Origin of the sequence: Comamonas sp. (assembly GCF_009360615.1) — a bacterium.
GTDB lineage: Bacteria > Pseudomonadota > Gammaproteobacteria > Burkholderiales > Burkholderiaceae_C > Comamonas.
Genome location: NZ_SPEY01000040.1, coordinates 63761 through 78866, shown reverse-complemented (window position 1 = coordinate 78866; position 15106 = coordinate 63761). Strand labels below are relative to the sequence as shown.

13 protein-coding genes are annotated in these 15106 nt (G+C 64.5%); 7 read left to right on the top strand and 6 right to left on the bottom strand.

Going from position 1 to position 15106, the window contains the following annotated elements; translation table 11 throughout:
- The coding region (locus E2583_RS12255) for an HD-GYP domain-containing protein (RefSeq protein ID WP_291596109.1) at positions 1–793 on the bottom strand (793 nt) is incomplete at its 3' end.
- A gap of 188 nt (positions 794–981) precedes the next feature.
- On the opposite strand from E2583_RS12255, the gene recG reads away from it, so the two are divergent.
- The 5 genes from recG (at position 982) to ubiA (ending at position 6768) form a co-directional block, all read left to right on the top strand.
- On the top strand, positions 982–3165 hold the full coding sequence (gene recG, locus E2583_RS12250) for an ATP-dependent DNA helicase RecG (RefSeq protein WP_291596106.1): 2184 nt from the start codon (positions 982–984) through the stop codon (positions 3163–3165).
- 142 nt (positions 3166–3307) lie between these two features.
- On the top strand, positions 3308–4276 hold the full coding sequence (locus E2583_RS12245) for a LysR substrate-binding domain-containing protein (protein WP_003050465.1): 969 nt from the start codon (positions 3308–3310) through the stop codon (positions 4274–4276).
- Between the two features lie 63 nt (positions 4277–4339).
- Entirely contained in the window at positions 4340–4876 is a 537-nt protein-coding gene (locus tag E2583_RS12240) for a Dps family protein (RefSeq protein ID WP_291596105.1), read from the top strand.
- 112 nt (positions 4877–4988) lie between these two features.
- Positions 4989–5837, top strand: coding sequence for a phosphatase PAP2 family protein (locus E2583_RS12235; protein WP_291596108.1), 849 nt, complete (start codon positions 4989–4991; stop codon positions 5835–5837).
- Between the two features lie 49 nt (positions 5838–5886).
- Positions 5887–6768 (top strand): 4-hydroxybenzoate octaprenyltransferase, encoded by an 882-nt coding sequence (ubiA, locus tag E2583_RS12230; RefSeq protein WP_063663570.1) that lies wholly within the window; start codon positions 5887–5889, stop codon positions 6766–6768.
- A gap of 85 nt (positions 6769–6853) precedes the next feature.
- Here ubiA and proC read toward each other — a convergent pair whose 3' ends face one another.
- The gene (gene proC, locus E2583_RS12225; protein WP_291596104.1) at positions 6854–7693 is read right to left on the bottom strand and encodes a pyrroline-5-carboxylate reductase; all 840 of its coding nucleotides are present in this window, start codon (positions 7691–7693) and stop codon (positions 6854–6856) included.
- Between the two features lie 80 nt (positions 7694–7773).
- A complete protein-coding gene (locus E2583_RS12220; RefSeq protein WP_291596103.1) occupies positions 7774–8952 on the bottom strand; it encodes an esterase-like activity of phytase family protein in 1179 nt (392 codons plus the stop codon).
- 101 nt (positions 8953–9053) lie between these two features.
- Here E2583_RS12220 and aqpZ point away from each other — a divergent pair, with 101 nt between their 5' ends.
- Entirely contained in the window at positions 9054–9752 is a 699-nt protein-coding gene (gene aqpZ / locus E2583_RS12215; protein WP_291596102.1) for an aquaporin Z, read from the top strand.
- A gap of 107 nt (positions 9753–9859) precedes the next feature.
- Here aqpZ and glpK read toward each other — a convergent pair whose 3' ends face one another.
- The 3 genes from glpK to E2583_RS12200 are packed head-to-tail and all read right to left on the bottom strand — an operon-like array spanning position 9860 to position 12611.
- Entirely contained in the window at positions 9860–11356 is a 1497-nt protein-coding gene (gene glpK / locus E2583_RS12210; RefSeq protein ID WP_291596101.1) for a glycerol kinase GlpK, read from the bottom strand.
- 14 nt (positions 11357–11370) lie between these two features.
- Positions 11371–11850 carry a GNAT family N-acetyltransferase gene (locus tag E2583_RS12205; protein WP_291596100.1) on the bottom strand — a complete coding sequence of 160 codons (480 nt, stop codon included), beginning with the start codon at positions 11848–11850 and terminating at the stop codon, positions 11371–11373.
- A complete protein-coding gene (locus E2583_RS12200) occupies positions 11847–12611 on the bottom strand; it encodes a DeoR/GlpR family DNA-binding transcription regulator (RefSeq protein ID WP_291596099.1) in 765 nt (254 codons plus the stop codon). The genes E2583_RS12205 and E2583_RS12200 overlap by 4 nt, the downstream gene beginning before the upstream one ends.
- A 490-nt stretch (positions 12612–13101) precedes the next feature.
- Here E2583_RS12200 and E2583_RS12195 point away from each other — a divergent pair, with 490 nt between their 5' ends.
- A complete protein-coding gene (locus E2583_RS12195; RefSeq protein WP_291596098.1) occupies positions 13102–14697 on the top strand; it encodes a glycerol-3-phosphate dehydrogenase/oxidase in 1596 nt (531 codons plus the stop codon).
- Positions 14698–15106: the final 409 nt, after the last annotated feature.

Sequence of the window (15106 nt, the reverse complement as noted above, 5' to 3'; positions counted from 1 at the left end):
CGTCATAGACATCGCAGACGGCCGTCATGCGCGCCATCAGACTGATGTCGTCCTGCTTCAGGCCGTCGGGATAGCCCGTGCCGTCGACTTTTTCGTGATGATGCAGGCAGGCATCGGTGACGGCATGGTCCAGCCCCTGAGGCAGCAGGATCTCGTAGCCCCAGCGTGGGTGGGATCTCATGATGACCCATTCCTCGGCATCCAGCGCCCCAGGCTTGTTGAGAACATCCAGGGGCACCTTGCTCTTGCCGATATCGTGCAACAGCCCCGCAATGCCTGCCAGATGCACCTGGTGCTCGTCCAGGCCCATGCGGTGCGCCAGGCCGATCATCAGGGCACACACCGCGATGCTGTGCATATAGGAGTAGTTGTCCGCAGTCTTCAGGCGCGCGAGTCCGATCAGGGCATGCGGGTTGCGCTTGATCGACTCCGCCATCTCGTCGACCAGCAGACCGGAGGCAGCCAGATCCAGCGGACGACCCAGGCGCACGTCCTTGAACATGGTCTTCAGCACATCACGCGCCTGCCCGATGATCTGACGGGCCTGCAGCAGCTCGACGCTGGTTCTGGTGTGCCGTGCCGGAGCGCCTGGAGACGTCTCATTGCACGGCGGCTCGGAGACCTCGGCCGGCGTGATGCCCGGAGCGATATCGGCACCTTTGCCGGTGTCTATCCAGACCTGGCGGATGGTGGTGGCAAGCAGGCGCTCCAGGTCCCTGGGCTGTTCGAGCAGAAGGCGGGCACGCAAAAAGGGATGCTCCATCCATGAGCCACAGAACTCATGCACAAACATTCCTGGTCGAAGGTGCTCGACATCAACTCGCTTCAACATGGCCTTCTACTGAAACATAAAGTAACAAGTCGGAAATGGTAGCGATTTTGCGCTTCCTGCGCTGACGGGCAGTTGTTCGCGAACCTGAATATGCTGTATATACATACATTGCTTTCCCTGTTGCGGGGCGTGTAGCCAAGGAGTCTCATTTGTCTGTGTCAAAAAAGCCTGTTGCCGAGCCGAAGTCTGCTGCCAAGCGCGCTGCCACTCGTGAAAAGACGGCGGGCACGGATCTGGTTGCGGCCCCCAAAAAGACGCTCAGCCCTGCGCAGCAGGCCTTGCTGAAGATGGGCCTGACGCGCGATATCGACCTGGCCCTGCATCTGCCCCTGCGCTATGAGGATGAAACCCGCATCGTTGCGCTGAAGAACGCGCGCGACGGCGAGACGGTTCAGATCGAGGCCACGGTCACGCACAGCGAGGTGCAGCTGCGTCCTCGGCGCATGCTCAAGGTCACCGTGGATGACGGCAGCGGCACCTGTCTGCTGACCTTTTTCAGCTTCTACCCCTCGCAGCAAAAGACCATGGCGCCGGGCGCGCGCCTGCGCATTCGCGGCGAGGTCAAGGGCGGCTTCTGGGGGCGGCAGATGCTGCATCCCGCGTTTCGTCTGGCGGGTGGAGAGTTGCCCACGGCGCTGACACCGGTCTATCCCGCCACCGCCAGTCTGCCGCAGGCCTATCTGCGCCGGGCCATTGCTTCGGCGCTGCTGCGTGCCGACCTGTCGGAAACCCTGCCTCCGGGCGCCAGTCCGCCGATTGCGCAGTTCTATGGTCAGAACGGGCTTCAACCCTCATATGACTTGCGCAATGCGCTCACTTTCTTGCACCATCCGACGCCGGATGTAGCGCTGGCCACGCTGGAGGACCACTCGCATCCGGCCTGGCAAAGGCTCAAGGCCGAAGAGCTGCTGGCCCAGCAACTGTCCCAGTACGAAGCCAAACGCGAGCGCGCCCGCTTGCGCGCGCCCGTGCTCAGGCCGCAGGACGGAATGGCCGATCTGACGCAGCAGTTTCTGGCGCAGCTGCCGTTTGGACTGACGGGGGCACAGCAGCGCGTGGTGGGCGAGATTCGCGACGATCTGGAGCGCCGCATTCCCATGCACCGCTTGCTGCAGGGCGATGTGGGCTCGGGCAAGACCGTGGTGGCGGCCCTGTCGGCCGTGGCCTGTATCGAGGCCGGCTGGCAGTGCGCATTGATGGCGCCCACCGAGATTCTGGCCGAGCAGCATTTCGGCAAGCTGGTCGGCTGGCTGGAGCCGATTCTGGCGCCGCTGGGCAAAAAGGTTGCCTGGCTGGCCGGTGCCCAGAAAAAGAAGGAGCGTGCGGCGATGCTGGCGTTGGTGGAAAGCGGCGAGGCGGCACTGGTGGTGGGCACCCATGCCGTGATCCAGGAGCAGGTGCAGTTCAAGAACCTGGCCCTGGCCGTGATCGACGAGCAGCACCGCTTCGGCGTGGCCCAGCGCCTGGCGCTGCGGCAAAAGCTGGCAGCCACGGGCATAGAGCCGCATCTGCTGATGATGAGCGCCACGCCGATTCCGCGCACTCTGGCCATGAGCTACTACGCCGACCTGGATGTCTCCACCATCGACGAGTTGCCGCCAGGGCGTACGCCCATCGTCACCAAGCTGATCTCGGACAGCCGCAAGGACGAGGTGATCGAGCGCATCGGTGCCCAGGTCGCCAGCGGGCGTCAGGTCTACTGGGTCTGCCCGCTGATCGAGGAAAGCGAAGCGCTGGATCTGTCGAATGCCACGGCCACCCATGAATATCTGAGCGAGATGCTGCCCGGTGTCATGGTGGGGCTGCTGCACTCGCGCATGCCCACGGCCGAGAAGAAGGCCGTGATGGAGCTGTTTTCGGCCGGGGTCATGGGCGTGCTGGTCTCCACGACAGTGATCGAGGTGGGGGTGGACGTGCCCAATGCATCCCTGATGGTCATCGAGCATTCGGAGCGCTTCGGTCTCTCGCAGCTGCACCAGTTGCGCGGACGTGTGGGGCGCGGCGCCGCCGCGTCGGCTTGCGTGTTGCTGTACTCGGTCAACGACAACGGTCGGCTGTCCGACACCGGCAAGGAGCGCCTGCGTGCCATGGCCGAGACCAACGACGGTTTCGAGATCGCCAGGCGGGACCTGGAGATTCGCGGCCCGGGCGAGTTTCTCGGTGCCCGGCAATCCGGCGCCCCGATGTTGCGCTTTGCCGACCTGGAGCAGGATGTGCTGCTGCTGGACTGGGCGCGCGAGCTGGCACCGCTTATGCTTGAGCAGTTTCCTGCCCTGGCGGCACGCCATGTCAGCCGCTGGCTGGGTGGAAAAGCCGAGTATCTGAAGGCCTGACATACCCAAAACTGCGTTGGAAGACGTAAAGAGTTACGTTTTTGCAGGAATATAGGTAATCTTTTGCCTTGACACTTTGTGATTGAATGCAAAAACAGGATGAATCAATGCTGTTGTTGATGATCCCAATGACCCACTCTCTATGACTCTTACCGAATTGAAGTACATCGTGGCCGTTGCGCGGGAGAAGCACTTTGGCCGCGCCGCCGAAGCCTGCTATGTGTCCCAGCCTACGCTGTCCGTGGCGATCAAGAAGCTGGAGGAAGAGCTGGATGTCAAGATTTTCGAGCGCAGTGCCGGGGAGGTCTCGGTCACCTCGCTGGGGGAGGAGATCGTGCGCCAGGCGCAAAGTGTGCTGGAGCAGGCCAACGAGATCAAGGAAATCGCCAAGCGTGGCAAGGACCCTCTGTCCGGCGTTCTGACCCTGGGCGTGATCTACACCATCGGCCCCTATCTGCTGCCCGATCTCGTGCGCAATTCCATCAACATGACGCCGCAGATGCCGCTGATGCTGCAGGAGAACTTCACCGTCAAGCTGCTGGAGATGCTGCGCACGGGCGAGATCGACTGCGCCATCATGGCCGAGCCCTTCCCGGATACCGGTCTGGCACTGGCGCCGCTGTACGACGAGCCTTTCATGGCCGCCGTGCCCAGCACCCATCCGCTGGCGCAGAAGAAAAGCCTCTCCACCACGGATCTCAAGAACGAGACCATGCTGCTGCTGGGCGCGGGTCACTGCTTTCGCGACCATGTGCTCGAGGTCTGCCCTGAATTTGCGCGCTATGCCAGCAATTCCGAAGGCATTCGCCGCACGTTCGAAGGCTCCTCGCTGGAAACCATCAAGTACATGGTGGCGGCCGGCATGGGCGTGACCCTGGTGCCGCGCCTGTCCGTGCCCGAGGATGCGCTGGCTCCCATAGAGCGCCGCCGCCGCGCCGATGAACCTCATATCCGCTATCTTCCGATTCACGAGGAGGACGGCATTGCGCCACCCACCCGCCGTGTGGTGCTGGCCTGGCGGCGCAGCTTCACGCGCTATGAAGCGATTGCCGCGCTGCGCAATGCGGTCTACGCCTGCCCGTTGCCGGGCGTGCAGCGCCTGTCGCAGTGAGCGCTGTCCGAGTGGCTCCAGGAAGGCCGGAGTCTGGATTCGTTAAACCTGAAAGGTGATTGCATGACCAAGCAAGGCAAGGACAAATCGCAGAAACACAAGCCGGACGCCGCACCACCGGTGCCAGCCGGCATCCATATCGGCATCAGCGACGAGGATCGCGCCGCCATCGCCAAGGGACTGTCGGCACTGCTGGCCGATACCTATACGCTGTACCTGACCACCCACAACTTCCACTGGAATGTCACGGGGCCCATGTTCAACACGCTGCACACCATGTTCATGGCGCAGTACACCGAGTTGTGGAATGCCGTCGATCCCGTCGCCGAGCGCATCCGTGCACTGGGCCACCCGGCGCCCGGCTCCTATGCGCAGTTCGGCAAGCTCACCAGCCTGCCCGATGCCCCGGCCCAGCCGCCCAAGGCCCTGGAGATGGTGCGCATCCTGGTGCAGGGCCACGAGGCCGTGGCGCGCACGGCACGCCAGCTGTTTCCCCGTGCCGACAAGGCTGGCGACGAGCCTACGGCCGATCTGCTGACCCAGCGTCTGGCCGTGCACGAGCAGACGGCCTGGATGCTGCGCTCCCTGCTCGAAGAGTGAGCCGCGCCGCGGCAACTGCCCGGCCCGGCCATAGTTTCAGTTTCGCTCAAGCCCTGGCGGGTTAGCCTCTGGAGGCCCGTCAGGGCTTTTTCGCTTTTTGATGTCGAAAGGAATGCGCGTGCGTGCTGTGGTGGAACCCGTGGTCTTGCTGGTGCAGTGGGTGGATGGACATGCCATCGGGGCTTTGCTGCTGCTGTTGCTGGCTGCGGCCTGCATGCTGCGCTGGCGTGCGCAAGGCCGGGCCGCGTGGCTGTGGCAGGACCGCCGCACGGATCTCAGGCCTGGCGGCAACTGGCTGCTGGCGGTGGCGGGGTTGGCTGCCACTGCTCTGGCCTTGCTGGTCGTCGGCGTGCAGCAGTCGCAGTCCCTTCAGCCGCCGCAGGGGCTGATGGCCCTGGATCTGAAGCTGCAGAACGCGGTGAGCGCAGGCCTGCCGCCCAGTCTGCAACCCCTGGTGCGGGGCTGGACCATGCTGGGGGATTTGCGCGTCATGGGGCTGCTGAGCCTGGTCGTGGGCCTGTGGCTGCTGTGGCGACGCCAGGGCCTGCAACTGCTGGGTTGGGTGGTGGCCGTGGCCGGCACGGGACTGTGGGTGCGCTTCATCAAGGTGTCCATGCAGCGCGAGCGTCCGCTGGACGGTCTGGTGCATGAGGCCGGCTTCAGCTTTCCCAGTGGTCACAGCGCAGGCACGGCCGCGATTTTCGGCATGCTGGCCTGGTTGGTCGCTCGCCGACTGCCGCCGCGCTGGCGGGGCGGGGTGTTGGCGGTGGCGGCGCTGCTGGCCCTGGGCACGGGCTTGAGCCGCGTGCTGCTGTCCGTGCACCATGCCAGCGATGTGCTGGCGGGGCTGTGCCTGGGATTGGGCTGGACGGCTCTGGTACTCTGGCTGACAGACCGTGTCGAGCATGGGGGTGGCGCCCTCAGGGCGGTGCAGGCCGAGGCACAATGGCCGCTGCGCTGACCGCGGCCTGGAGCCCGGTCGTGATCTCCTGCCTTCCGGAGCCCCTCTCATGTCCGCCTCCATCCCTGCTTCGCCGCGCTCCAAGCTGTCGCTGTATCTGGATCTGATCCGCTTCAACCGTCCCGCAGGCTGGCTGGTGCTGGTCTGGCCCACGCTGGTGGCGCTGTGGGTGGCCGGTCAGGGCTTTCCGGGCTGGCATCTGCTGGTGGTCTTTGTGCTGGGCACGGTGCTGATGCGCAGCGCCGGCTGCACCATCAACGATATTGCGGACCGCGACTTCGACAGACATGTGAAACGCACCACCCAGCGCCCCATCACCAGCGGCCAGATCTCGGTCAGGGAAGCCGCCATGGTCGGCCTGGTGCTCACGCTGGTGGCCTTCGGCCTGGTGCTGTCCACGCGCTGGGAGGCCGTGGCCTGGTCGGTGCCCGCAGTGCTGTTCACGATTCTCTATCCCTTCACCAAGCGCTTTTTTGCCATGCCGCAGGCCTTTCTGGGCATTGCCTTCAATTTCGGCATCGTGATTGCGTTTGCGGCGGTGACGGGAGAGGTCAATGCCACGGCCTGGACGCTGTGGCTGGCCAATATGTTTCTGGTGCTGGCCTATGACACCGAATACGCCATGGTGGATCGTGATGACGATCTCAAGATCGGCATGAAGACCTCGGCGATCACCCTGGGCCGTTTCGATGTCACGGCCATCATGCTGTTCTTTGCCCTGTGCTGGGGGCTGATCGCCTGGGTGCTGGCTCCCTATCAGCTGGGCTGGCCCTTCTGGCTGGGCATGGGCGTGGCAGCAGCCCAGATCGTCTGGCATTTCAGCCTGATCAAGGACCGCACGCGCGAAGGCTGCTTTGTCGCCTTCAGCAAGAGTCACTGGATTGGCGCTGCGATCTTTGCGGGCGTGGCGCTAGGGTTTGCGTTGAAATAGTCCTGTTTTGATAGCTTGAATCTCTTGATTGAGAAGCGATAGAGGTCTGAAAGATCCAAAGAAAACCGGCCGAGGCCGGTTTTCTTTATTTGCCGAACTCGGCGGCCAGTTCCTGCGCGCGGATCTGGGCCTTGCGCATGGCTTCGATGAAATGCTCGGGCAGCTTCTGCTCCTGCATATGGGTGATGGCCGCATAGGTGGTGCCGCCCTTGCTGGTCACGCGCTGGCGCAGCACCTCGGCGCTCTCGCTGGAGCGTGCCGCCAGTTCCGATCCGCCCGCAAATGTGGCCACGGCCAGCTTGTAGCTTTGCTCGGCACTGAGGCCCATGTCGACGCCGGCCTGGGTCATGGCTTCGAGGAACAGGAATACATAGGCCGGGCCGGAGCCGGAGATGGCCGTCACGGCGTCCAGATGCGCTTCCTGGTCCACCCAGATGAACTCGCCGGTGCTGCCGATCATGGTTTCGATCAGGGCCTTGCCCTGGGCATCGACCTCGGGGCGGGCGAACAGGCCGGTCATGCCCTTGCCGACCAGGGCCGGAGTATTGGGCATGGCGCGCACGATGCGGTGGGTGCCCGTCCAGGCCGCAATGCTGTCGGTGGTGATGCCGGCAGCCACGCTCAGGTGCAGGGCGTGGCTGGTATGGTCGGCCACGGGGACGGCCGCCTCCTTGAAGCTCTGGGGCTTGACGGCCCACACTACCAGCCGGGCGCTTTGCAGAGCCTCGGTGGCAGCGGGCAGGGCGTCGATGCCGAAGCGGGTCTTGAGTGCAGCGCGCGTGGCGTCAAAAGGCTCGACCACGGTGATGCCGCTGGCCGGAACGCCCTGGCGGATCAGGCCGCCGATGATGGCGCTGGCCATGTTGCCGCCGCCGATAAAGGCGATGGGAGGGAAGACGGAGGTCGAGTGGTCGGTCTGGCTCATGATGATTCGATTCGATTCGATTCGCTTTGCAATGCAGCAAGTGGGCTGGCCTGTCTTCGGATTCCAGGCGCAAGACGGCACTATAAACCTGCGCCGCAACCGCCGCGCTCCTCGCTCAGGGCGACGAACTGGGTGACTTCTGCGGGATTGAAGTTGTTGTCGCTGACCAGCAGCAGCACGCGACGGCCATCGGGCAGCGGCGGGCCCCAGCTCATGCCCTCCAGGTTGTCCACCGATCGCAGGCCGACATCGGCCAGGTCCAGCAGCAACTCCTTGTCGGCGGGCCGGTAACTGCCGGGCCGCAGCTGGGCCTGGCCCAGCGTGTCGCTGCTTGCGTCGGCGCGGGTGCTGATGCGGTAGATGCGGGCGCCGAAGCGCAGTGGGGGCGCGAAGGAGCGCTCCAGCACCAGCAGATGCTCGGGACCATCGGCCAGCACCTCGCTGATGCCGTTGATGGCGCCGCGTTGCAGCCACAGGTCGGCAGGCAGGGCATCGGGCCGATAGGCCAACTGGCGCATCGGTTGCTGCGTGCCCATGTCATAGGCGGTGATGCGCACCGGGCCGCCCGCACGGCCAGTTGCGGGCAGCGGCCCGTCCTGTCGCAGCGCCGCCTCCATGGCGAGCCAGAGCGTCTGACCATCCGGGTTCAGCGCAAGACCTTCGAGCGTGAAGTTGCTGCGCGGTCCCTCGGACTCGCTGGCCGGCAGTCGCAGCTCGGTCGGCAGCGGCCATTCGCGCAGCCAGCGCCCGTCCATGCGCGATTGCAGCAATTGGGGGCCGAATCCGCGCGCAAAGTCGCCTTCGCTGCTCCACAGCAGAGACTGCCCTCCAGGCAGAACCCGCAGGGCCTCTGCGTCCGGGGTCGCGATGCCGGGCCCAGGCTGGCGGCCGCTGGGGTAAGGGCGTCCTGCGGGGCTGAGCAGCGGCTGGGCACTCAGCACGGTGACCCGATGCAGGCCGCTGGCGTCGTACTCGATGCGCGCCGTGTAGAAGCGTGCCGGTCCGTGGTGGGAACGGTCGTCGCTCACCAGGTAGTACAGATGGCCGTCCGCGTCGTAGTCGATCGAGGACAGTCCGCCCACGGTGGTGCCGGCAAACAGCTGGTCATGTGGCCAGCGAATTTCCCCCAGCAGCGACCAGGGGCGGGCCTGGGGCGTGCTGCAGATGCGGCGGGGTGCGAACGACGCCGTCGTGCAGGCGGCGAGGCTGGCGCAGATCAGCGCGAGGCTCCAAAGCCGGAGCTGTCGTGGATTGTTCACATTTGTGCCTTGTACTTTTCGCCGATCGCTTTCTAAGATGCCAGCGGTTCCGTGCCGCGTGGGGTGGCTCGGACAACGCCCATCTGAAATAGGGAGCAATCATGGCATCCAATGTCAAAAAATGGTCGGCAGAGTTTCTGGGGACTTTCTGGTTGACCTTTGGCGGTTGCGGCAGCGCGGTGCTGGCAGCGGCCTTTCCCGAGGTGGGCATCGGCCTGCTGGGCGTGTCTTTTGCCTTCGGTCTGACGGTGCTGACGGGGGCCTATGCCTTCGGTCCGGTCTCCGGCGGGCACTTCAATCCGGCGGTTTCTGTCGGACTGGCGGTGGCCGGGCGTTTTCGCTTTGCCGAACTGCCCGGCTACATCATTGCCCAGGTGCTCGGGGCCGTCGCGGCGGCAGCCGTGCTGTACTTCATTGCCAGCGGCAAGGCCGGTGCCCATGTGACCGACCTGGCCACCAATGGTTATGGCGATCATTCGCCGGGCCAGTTCAATATGCTGGCAGCGCTGGTGACCGAGGTGGTGCTGACCGCCGTGTTTCTGCTGGTGATCCTGGGCTCCACCACCAAGAAGGCTGCCGTGGGCTTTGCGGGCATGAGCATCGGCCTGTGCCTGACGCTGATCCACCTGATCTCCATTCCCGTGACCAATACCTCGGTCAACCCCGCCCGCAGTACCGGCCCGGCGCTGTTCGGTCCTGCCATCGCGCTGGAGCAGCTGTGGCTGTTCTGGCTGGCTCCCATCGTGGGCGCCATCGTCGGCGCCGTGATCCACAAGGCGCTGCTGGGCGACGAAGACTGAACGCTGCGGCTGTTGTCGCCCAAGGGAAAAGGGATGCCCTGGCATCCCTTTTTTGATGGTTTTGGCCGGTCCACGCGCTTGCCTGGCAAGCTCCGGACGGCGCGGCTTCACTGTGCCGTGGTCTGGCGCACGGCCTGCTCCCAGCGCTGCATCAGCGCGTCGGCGCGGTCCTTGCCCAGCGTGGGCAGGAAGCGGCGCTCGGCCTTCCACAAGGCCGACAGCTCCTCGGTGCTCTGGTAGACGCCGCTGGACAGGCCGGCCAGATAGGCTGCACCCAGAGCCGTGGTTTCCACGCAGGCCGGGCGCACCACGGGAATGCCCAGCAGATCCGCCTGGAACTGCATCAGAAGATTGTTCACACAGGCGCCGCCGTCCACACGCAGCTCGCTGACCGGCGTGCCGCCCGTGGCGACCGCGTCGCGGCTCATGGCCCCCAGCAGGGCGGCACTCTGGTAGGCAATGGATTCCAGGGCCGCGCGCGCGATATGGGCCATCGTCGTGCCGCGTGTCAGTCCGGTGATGGTGCCGCGCGCATCGGGTTTCCAGTAGGGGGCGCCCAGGCCGGTAAAGGCCGGCACCAGCATCACGCCGCCGCTGTCGGGCACGCTTTCGGCCAGCTGCTGCACCTGCCCGCTGTGCTCGATGGCCTGCAGGCCGTCGCGCAGCCATTGCACCACGGCACCGCCGACAAAGACGCTGCCTTCCAGCGCAAAGCGGGGCTGGCGGCTCGTCTGGGCGGCCGATGTGGTCAGCAGGCCGTTGCTTGAGGTCTGGAAGCTGCCGCCGGTATGCATGAGCATGAAGCAACCCGTGCCGTAGGTGTTCTTGGCCATGCCCGCGTCGAAGCAGGCCTGCCCGAACAGTGCGCTTTGCTGGTCGCCGGCCACGCCGCCGATGTTGATGGAGCCGCCCAGCACCTCGTCAGCCGTCTGTCCGAAGTCGGCGGCCGAGGGCAGCACCTCGGGCATCATGCCTGCAGGAATGTCCAGCAAGGCCAGCAGATCGGCATCCCACTGGTTGCTGTGCACGTTGAAGAGCATGGTGCGGCTGGCGTTGCTCACGTCGGTGACATGGCGCCTGCCGCCCGTCAGCTGCCAGATCAGCCAGCAATCCACCGTGCCGAAGGCCAGCTCGCCGGCCTGTGCTGCGGCGCGCGCGCCGGGCACGTTGTCCAGCAGCCACTTGAGCTTGGTGCCTGAGAAATAGGCATCGATGCGCAGGCCGGTCTTGTGCAGAATGGCGTCGCTGTGACCGGCTTCGCGCAGTTGCACGCAGGTGGGTTCGGCGCGGCGGTCCTGCCAGACGATGCCATGGTGAATGGGCGCGCCGGTCTTGCGGTTCCAGACGATGGTGGTCTCGCGCTGGTTGGTAATGCCCACCGAGCGGATGTCGCCAGCCTTGAGGCCCGCCTTGGCCAGCGCTTCCTTGGCGGTGGTCAGCTGGGTGCGCCAGATCTCGCGCGGGTCATGCTCCACCCAGCCCGGCTGCGGATAGATCTGCGGCAGCTCCAGCTGGGCCGATGCCACGATGCGGCCTTGCGTGTCGAAGACAATGGAGCGGGAGCTGGAGGTGCCCTGGTCCAGGGCGAGCAGATAGGTTGTCATGAATGATCCGTGGTTCAGAGGGGGAGCACGAAGCGCGCCATTTCGGCCTGCTCGCTCCAGCCCTGGCGGGAATAAAAGCCGCGCACATAGGAAGGGCGCTCGCGGTTGTTGACCAGCCAGATGCGCAGGCATTGGCGCTCTCGCGCTGCCTGTGTGGCCGCATCCAGCAACTGCTGACCCAGGCCGGCGCCGCGTGCTGCTTCCGCGACAAACAGCTCGCTCACATAGGCCTCCCAGCCCTGCTGCACGGCGACCGGCAGCCAGTGCACGGCGCAGTAGCCGTGAATGGATTGCTGATCGTCTTGCGCCACCAGAATCCGACTGCGCTCGGGGCCGGCCTGCAGTTCGTCCAGCAGCGACTGCACGGCCTGCGTGTTCTGCGACGCGGAATGGCGCTCATAGGCCTGGAACCAGCCGATGCCATGCAGCAATTGGGCAATGCCCGCGGCATCCTCGGGGAGTGCGGGGCGGATCAGATAGGGGGCAGCATTCATTGGGCAATGGTGCATTGCACCTCGGCATCGCGCAACAAGGCATCGAAGGGCGCAGAGGGGGGGGCGTCGGTGAACAGGCGATCGATCTGGTTCAGCCGGGCCAGCTCCACCATGGCCTGGCGGCTGAACTTGCTGTGGTCGGCCGCCAGCCAGACTTCGCGCGACTGACCGATGATGGTCTGGGCCACCTTGACCTCGCGCAAGTCGAAGTCGCGCAGGCTGCCGTCCGATTCGATGGCCGAGATGCCGATGACGGCAATGTCCACCTTGAACTGGCGCATGAAGTCCACGGCGGCCTCGCCCACAATCCCGCGGTCGCGGGTGCGCACCACGCCGCCCGCCACAATGACCTCGCAATCGGCATTGCTGCTGAGGATGGCTGCGACATTGAGGTTGTTGGTGATGACGCGCAGGCCCTTGTGCTGCAGCAGGGCCTGGGCCACCGCTTCGGTGGTGGTGCCGATGTTGAGAATCAGCGAGCATCCGTTGGGAATGGCTTCGGCGATGGCGCGTGCAATACGCATCTTGCCTTCGGCATGCAATACCTGGCGCTGGGTATGGGCCAGATTCTCCACGGTGGCGCTGGGCACGCGCACGCCGCCATGAAAGCGCACCAGCAATCCGGCATCGGCCAGCTTCTGGATGTCGCGGCGCACGGTCTGCAGCGTGACGCCGAGGATTTCTGCCAGTTGCTCTACCGAGGTGGATTGGCGGGCGCGGACTTCTTCGACAAGCTGCAACTGGCGTGGATTGCTGTTCATGACTGATGACTGGTGATGTAGATGCTGTCTGCGCGGTGACAGGGCTTGCCTGCGCAGGGCTCTGCGGGCGAGCGGCGAGCAGTGCCGAGATTGTGAGCGAATCCAAACGAACCTCTAATAGGGTGATTTTCTATGGAATTGCCCGGTAAAAAACAAAAATGAATCTGCAGGGTGTCCGAAGTCCGACCGCCGGTCGCGCAAGATGGCATCGTCGCGAATTGTTGCAGTAGTAACAACAAGGTCGGCAGGAAGGCGACAGTTCATGCCCTGAGGGCGTGTTCAGGCAGCGATCACCGATGTCCATGCGCTGTTCCATCGGTGCATGCTCTTCCCCCGAAAGCTTGAATCGCGCTAAAACGAATCGATATTTGGGAGTTGTAATGCACTAAAAGCGAAAAAGAGCGAAAATATTCGATCTGAAATTTGTTCTTTGCTGTGTGCGTCTCATCCACGATGATGGCGGCACGGCGATCACCGCAGAAGTCGTTCCATGATCCAGTCCACTCAACCCTTGGCTACAACACGTGCTCAGCTGCTGGAGCGTCTGGCGCAGACGGAGACCTTCGATCTGGCCATCGTGGGCGGCGGTGCCACGGGGCTGGGCGTGGCAGTGGATGCGGCGGCACGCGGCTTCAAGGTCGTGCTGCTGGAGTCGCTGGACTTCGCCAAGGGCACCTCCTCGCGTGCCACCAAGCTGGTGCACGGCGGCGTGCGCTACCTGGCGCAGGGCAACATCTCCCTGGTGCGCGAAGCACTGCATGAGCGCACCACGCTGCTGCACAACGCACCGCACCTGGCGCAGCCTCTGGCCTTTGTGATGCCCTCGTACAAGCTGCTGGATACGCCGTTCTACGGCATCGGCCTCAAGATGTACGACGCGCTGGCCGGCAAGGCCGGCCTGGGGGCGACCGAATTCCTCTCCAGCGCCAAGACCGTGAAATACCTGCCGACCGTGCAGCAAAAAGGTCTCAAGGGCGGCGTCAAGTACTGGGACGGGCAGTTCGACGATGCGCGCCTGGCGCTGGCGCTGGCGCGTACCGCGGCGGCCAAGGGCGCTTTGCTGATCAACTACTGCCCGGCAGAAAAGCTGATCTATGAAAACCACCAGATTGCCGGACTGATCTGCCGCGATGCGGAATCGGGTCGCAACTTCACCGTGCGCGCCAAGTGCGTGGTGAATGCCACGGGGCCCTGGGTGGATCTGTTCCGTCAGCAGGATGCCGAGGCCCAGGGCAAGCCCGTCAAGCCCATGGTGGCGCCTAGCCAGGGCGTGCACGTGGTGGTGGACCGCGAGTTCCTGCCCACGGATCACGCGCTGCTGATCCCCAAGACCGCCGATGGCCGCGTGCTGTTTGCCGTGCCATGGCTGGGCAAGGTGATTCTGGGAACCACCGACACGCCGCGCCATGACTTGGCGCGCGAGCCCTTGCCCTTCCCCGAAGAACTGGACTTCATACTTGGCGAGGCCGGCAAGTATCTGAGTCGTCAGCCCACGCTGGCCGATGTGCGCAGCATGTGGGTGGGCCTGCGTCCGCTGGTCAAGCCCCAGGACGACGACGGCGAGAACACCAAGAAGATCAGCCGCGAGCACACGGTGATGTCCAGCAAGACGGGTCTGGTGACCGTCACCGGCGGCAAGTGGACGACGTACCGGGCCATGTCCGAGGATGTGCTGGCCGAATGCTTCCGGATCGGGCGCCTGCCCAGCCGCCCTGCCGGCGTCACCGTGAACCTGCCCCTGGTCGGCGCGCCGGCCGAGGGGGCTGTCACCCACCGCATGAACCAGAGCCAGGGTCTGCACTCCTACGGCACGGATGCGGCGGCCGTGGCAGCGCTACCCGGTGCGCAGAACTGGCTGGTCGATGGCCTTTGCGAGGCCATGGTGCGCTTTGCTGCGCGCTTCGAGTATGCGCGCACCGTCGAGGACATGCTGGCGCGCCGCAGCCGCCTGCTGTTTCTCGATGCCCGCAAGGCGGCCGAAATTGCGCCCCGCGTGGCGGCCATCCTGACCGAGGAGCTGGGACAGGATGTGCATCTCAACGACTTCCTGGCTCTGACCCGCCAATACCTGCCCGCTCAGGGCTGATCTGTGCGGCCGCTCCACGGGGCGTGGCGTGCAGGCAACAGGCTATGACCTGCAGGCACTGCGAAAATGTGAGCTGTCAGCGCTTTCTATCTGTTGATTTCAAATGAAATACTGTTTGAAATCAATGCACTAAAAGCGCTGTGCGCTATTGTTTTGTTTGCAAGTGCGAACGGGCTGTCTGCCAGGCTTGGCGCCAGTGAAATCAGTGCGGGTATTGCGGGCTAAACGCTTGACGCACAAAGGTTTTCCTGCGACAATCTCCTGCTTCACGTGTAAAAGCGTGGAACTTTCTGCCCAGCGGGAAGCCCTTCGGAATGGTCCGAGAGGTGGACGACGGGCCCAAGACTGACCGGCTGCTTGCACGGCCCTTGAGAAGACTCTGGGGCTGTCGAGCGTTGCTGGAGCAAGT

What these genes read in the sequence shown, in the direction of transcription:
- ubiA (WP_063663570.1), top strand. Translation starts at nt 5,887, where the DNA reads ATGTCCGCCTCCATCCCTGCTTCGCCGCGCTCCAAGCTGTCGCTGTAT.
- glpK (WP_291596101.1), bottom strand. Translation starts at nt 11,356, where the DNA reads ATGACAACCTATCTGCTCGCCCTGGACCAGGGCACCTCCAGCTCCCGC.
- E2583_RS12205 (WP_291596100.1), bottom strand. Translation starts at nt 11,850, where the DNA reads ATGAATGCTGCCCCCTATCTGATCCGCCCCGCACTCCCCGAGGATGCC.
- E2583_RS12235 (WP_291596108.1), top strand. Translation starts at nt 4,989, where the DNA reads ATGCGCGTGCGTGCTGTGGTGGAACCCGTGGTCTTGCTGGTGCAGTGG.
- E2583_RS12240 (WP_291596105.1), top strand. Translation starts at nt 4,340, where the DNA reads ATGACCAAGCAAGGCAAGGACAAATCGCAGAAACACAAGCCGGACGCC.
- aqpZ (WP_291596102.1), top strand. Translation starts at nt 9,054, where the DNA reads ATGGCATCCAATGTCAAAAAATGGTCGGCAGAGTTTCTGGGGACTTTC.
- E2583_RS12245 (WP_003050465.1), top strand. Translation starts at nt 3,308, where the DNA reads ATGACTCTTACCGAATTGAAGTACATCGTGGCCGTTGCGCGGGAGAAG.
- E2583_RS12195 (WP_291596098.1), top strand. Translation starts at nt 13,102, where the DNA reads ATGATCCAGTCCACTCAACCCTTGGCTACAACACGTGCTCAGCTGCTG.
- proC (WP_291596104.1), bottom strand. Translation starts at nt 7,693, where the DNA reads ATGAGCCAGACCGACCACTCGACCTCCGTCTTCCCTCCCATCGCCTTT.
- E2583_RS12200 (WP_291596099.1), bottom strand. Translation starts at nt 12,611, where the DNA reads ATGAACAGCAATCCACGCCAGTTGCAGCTTGTCGAAGAAGTCCGCGCC.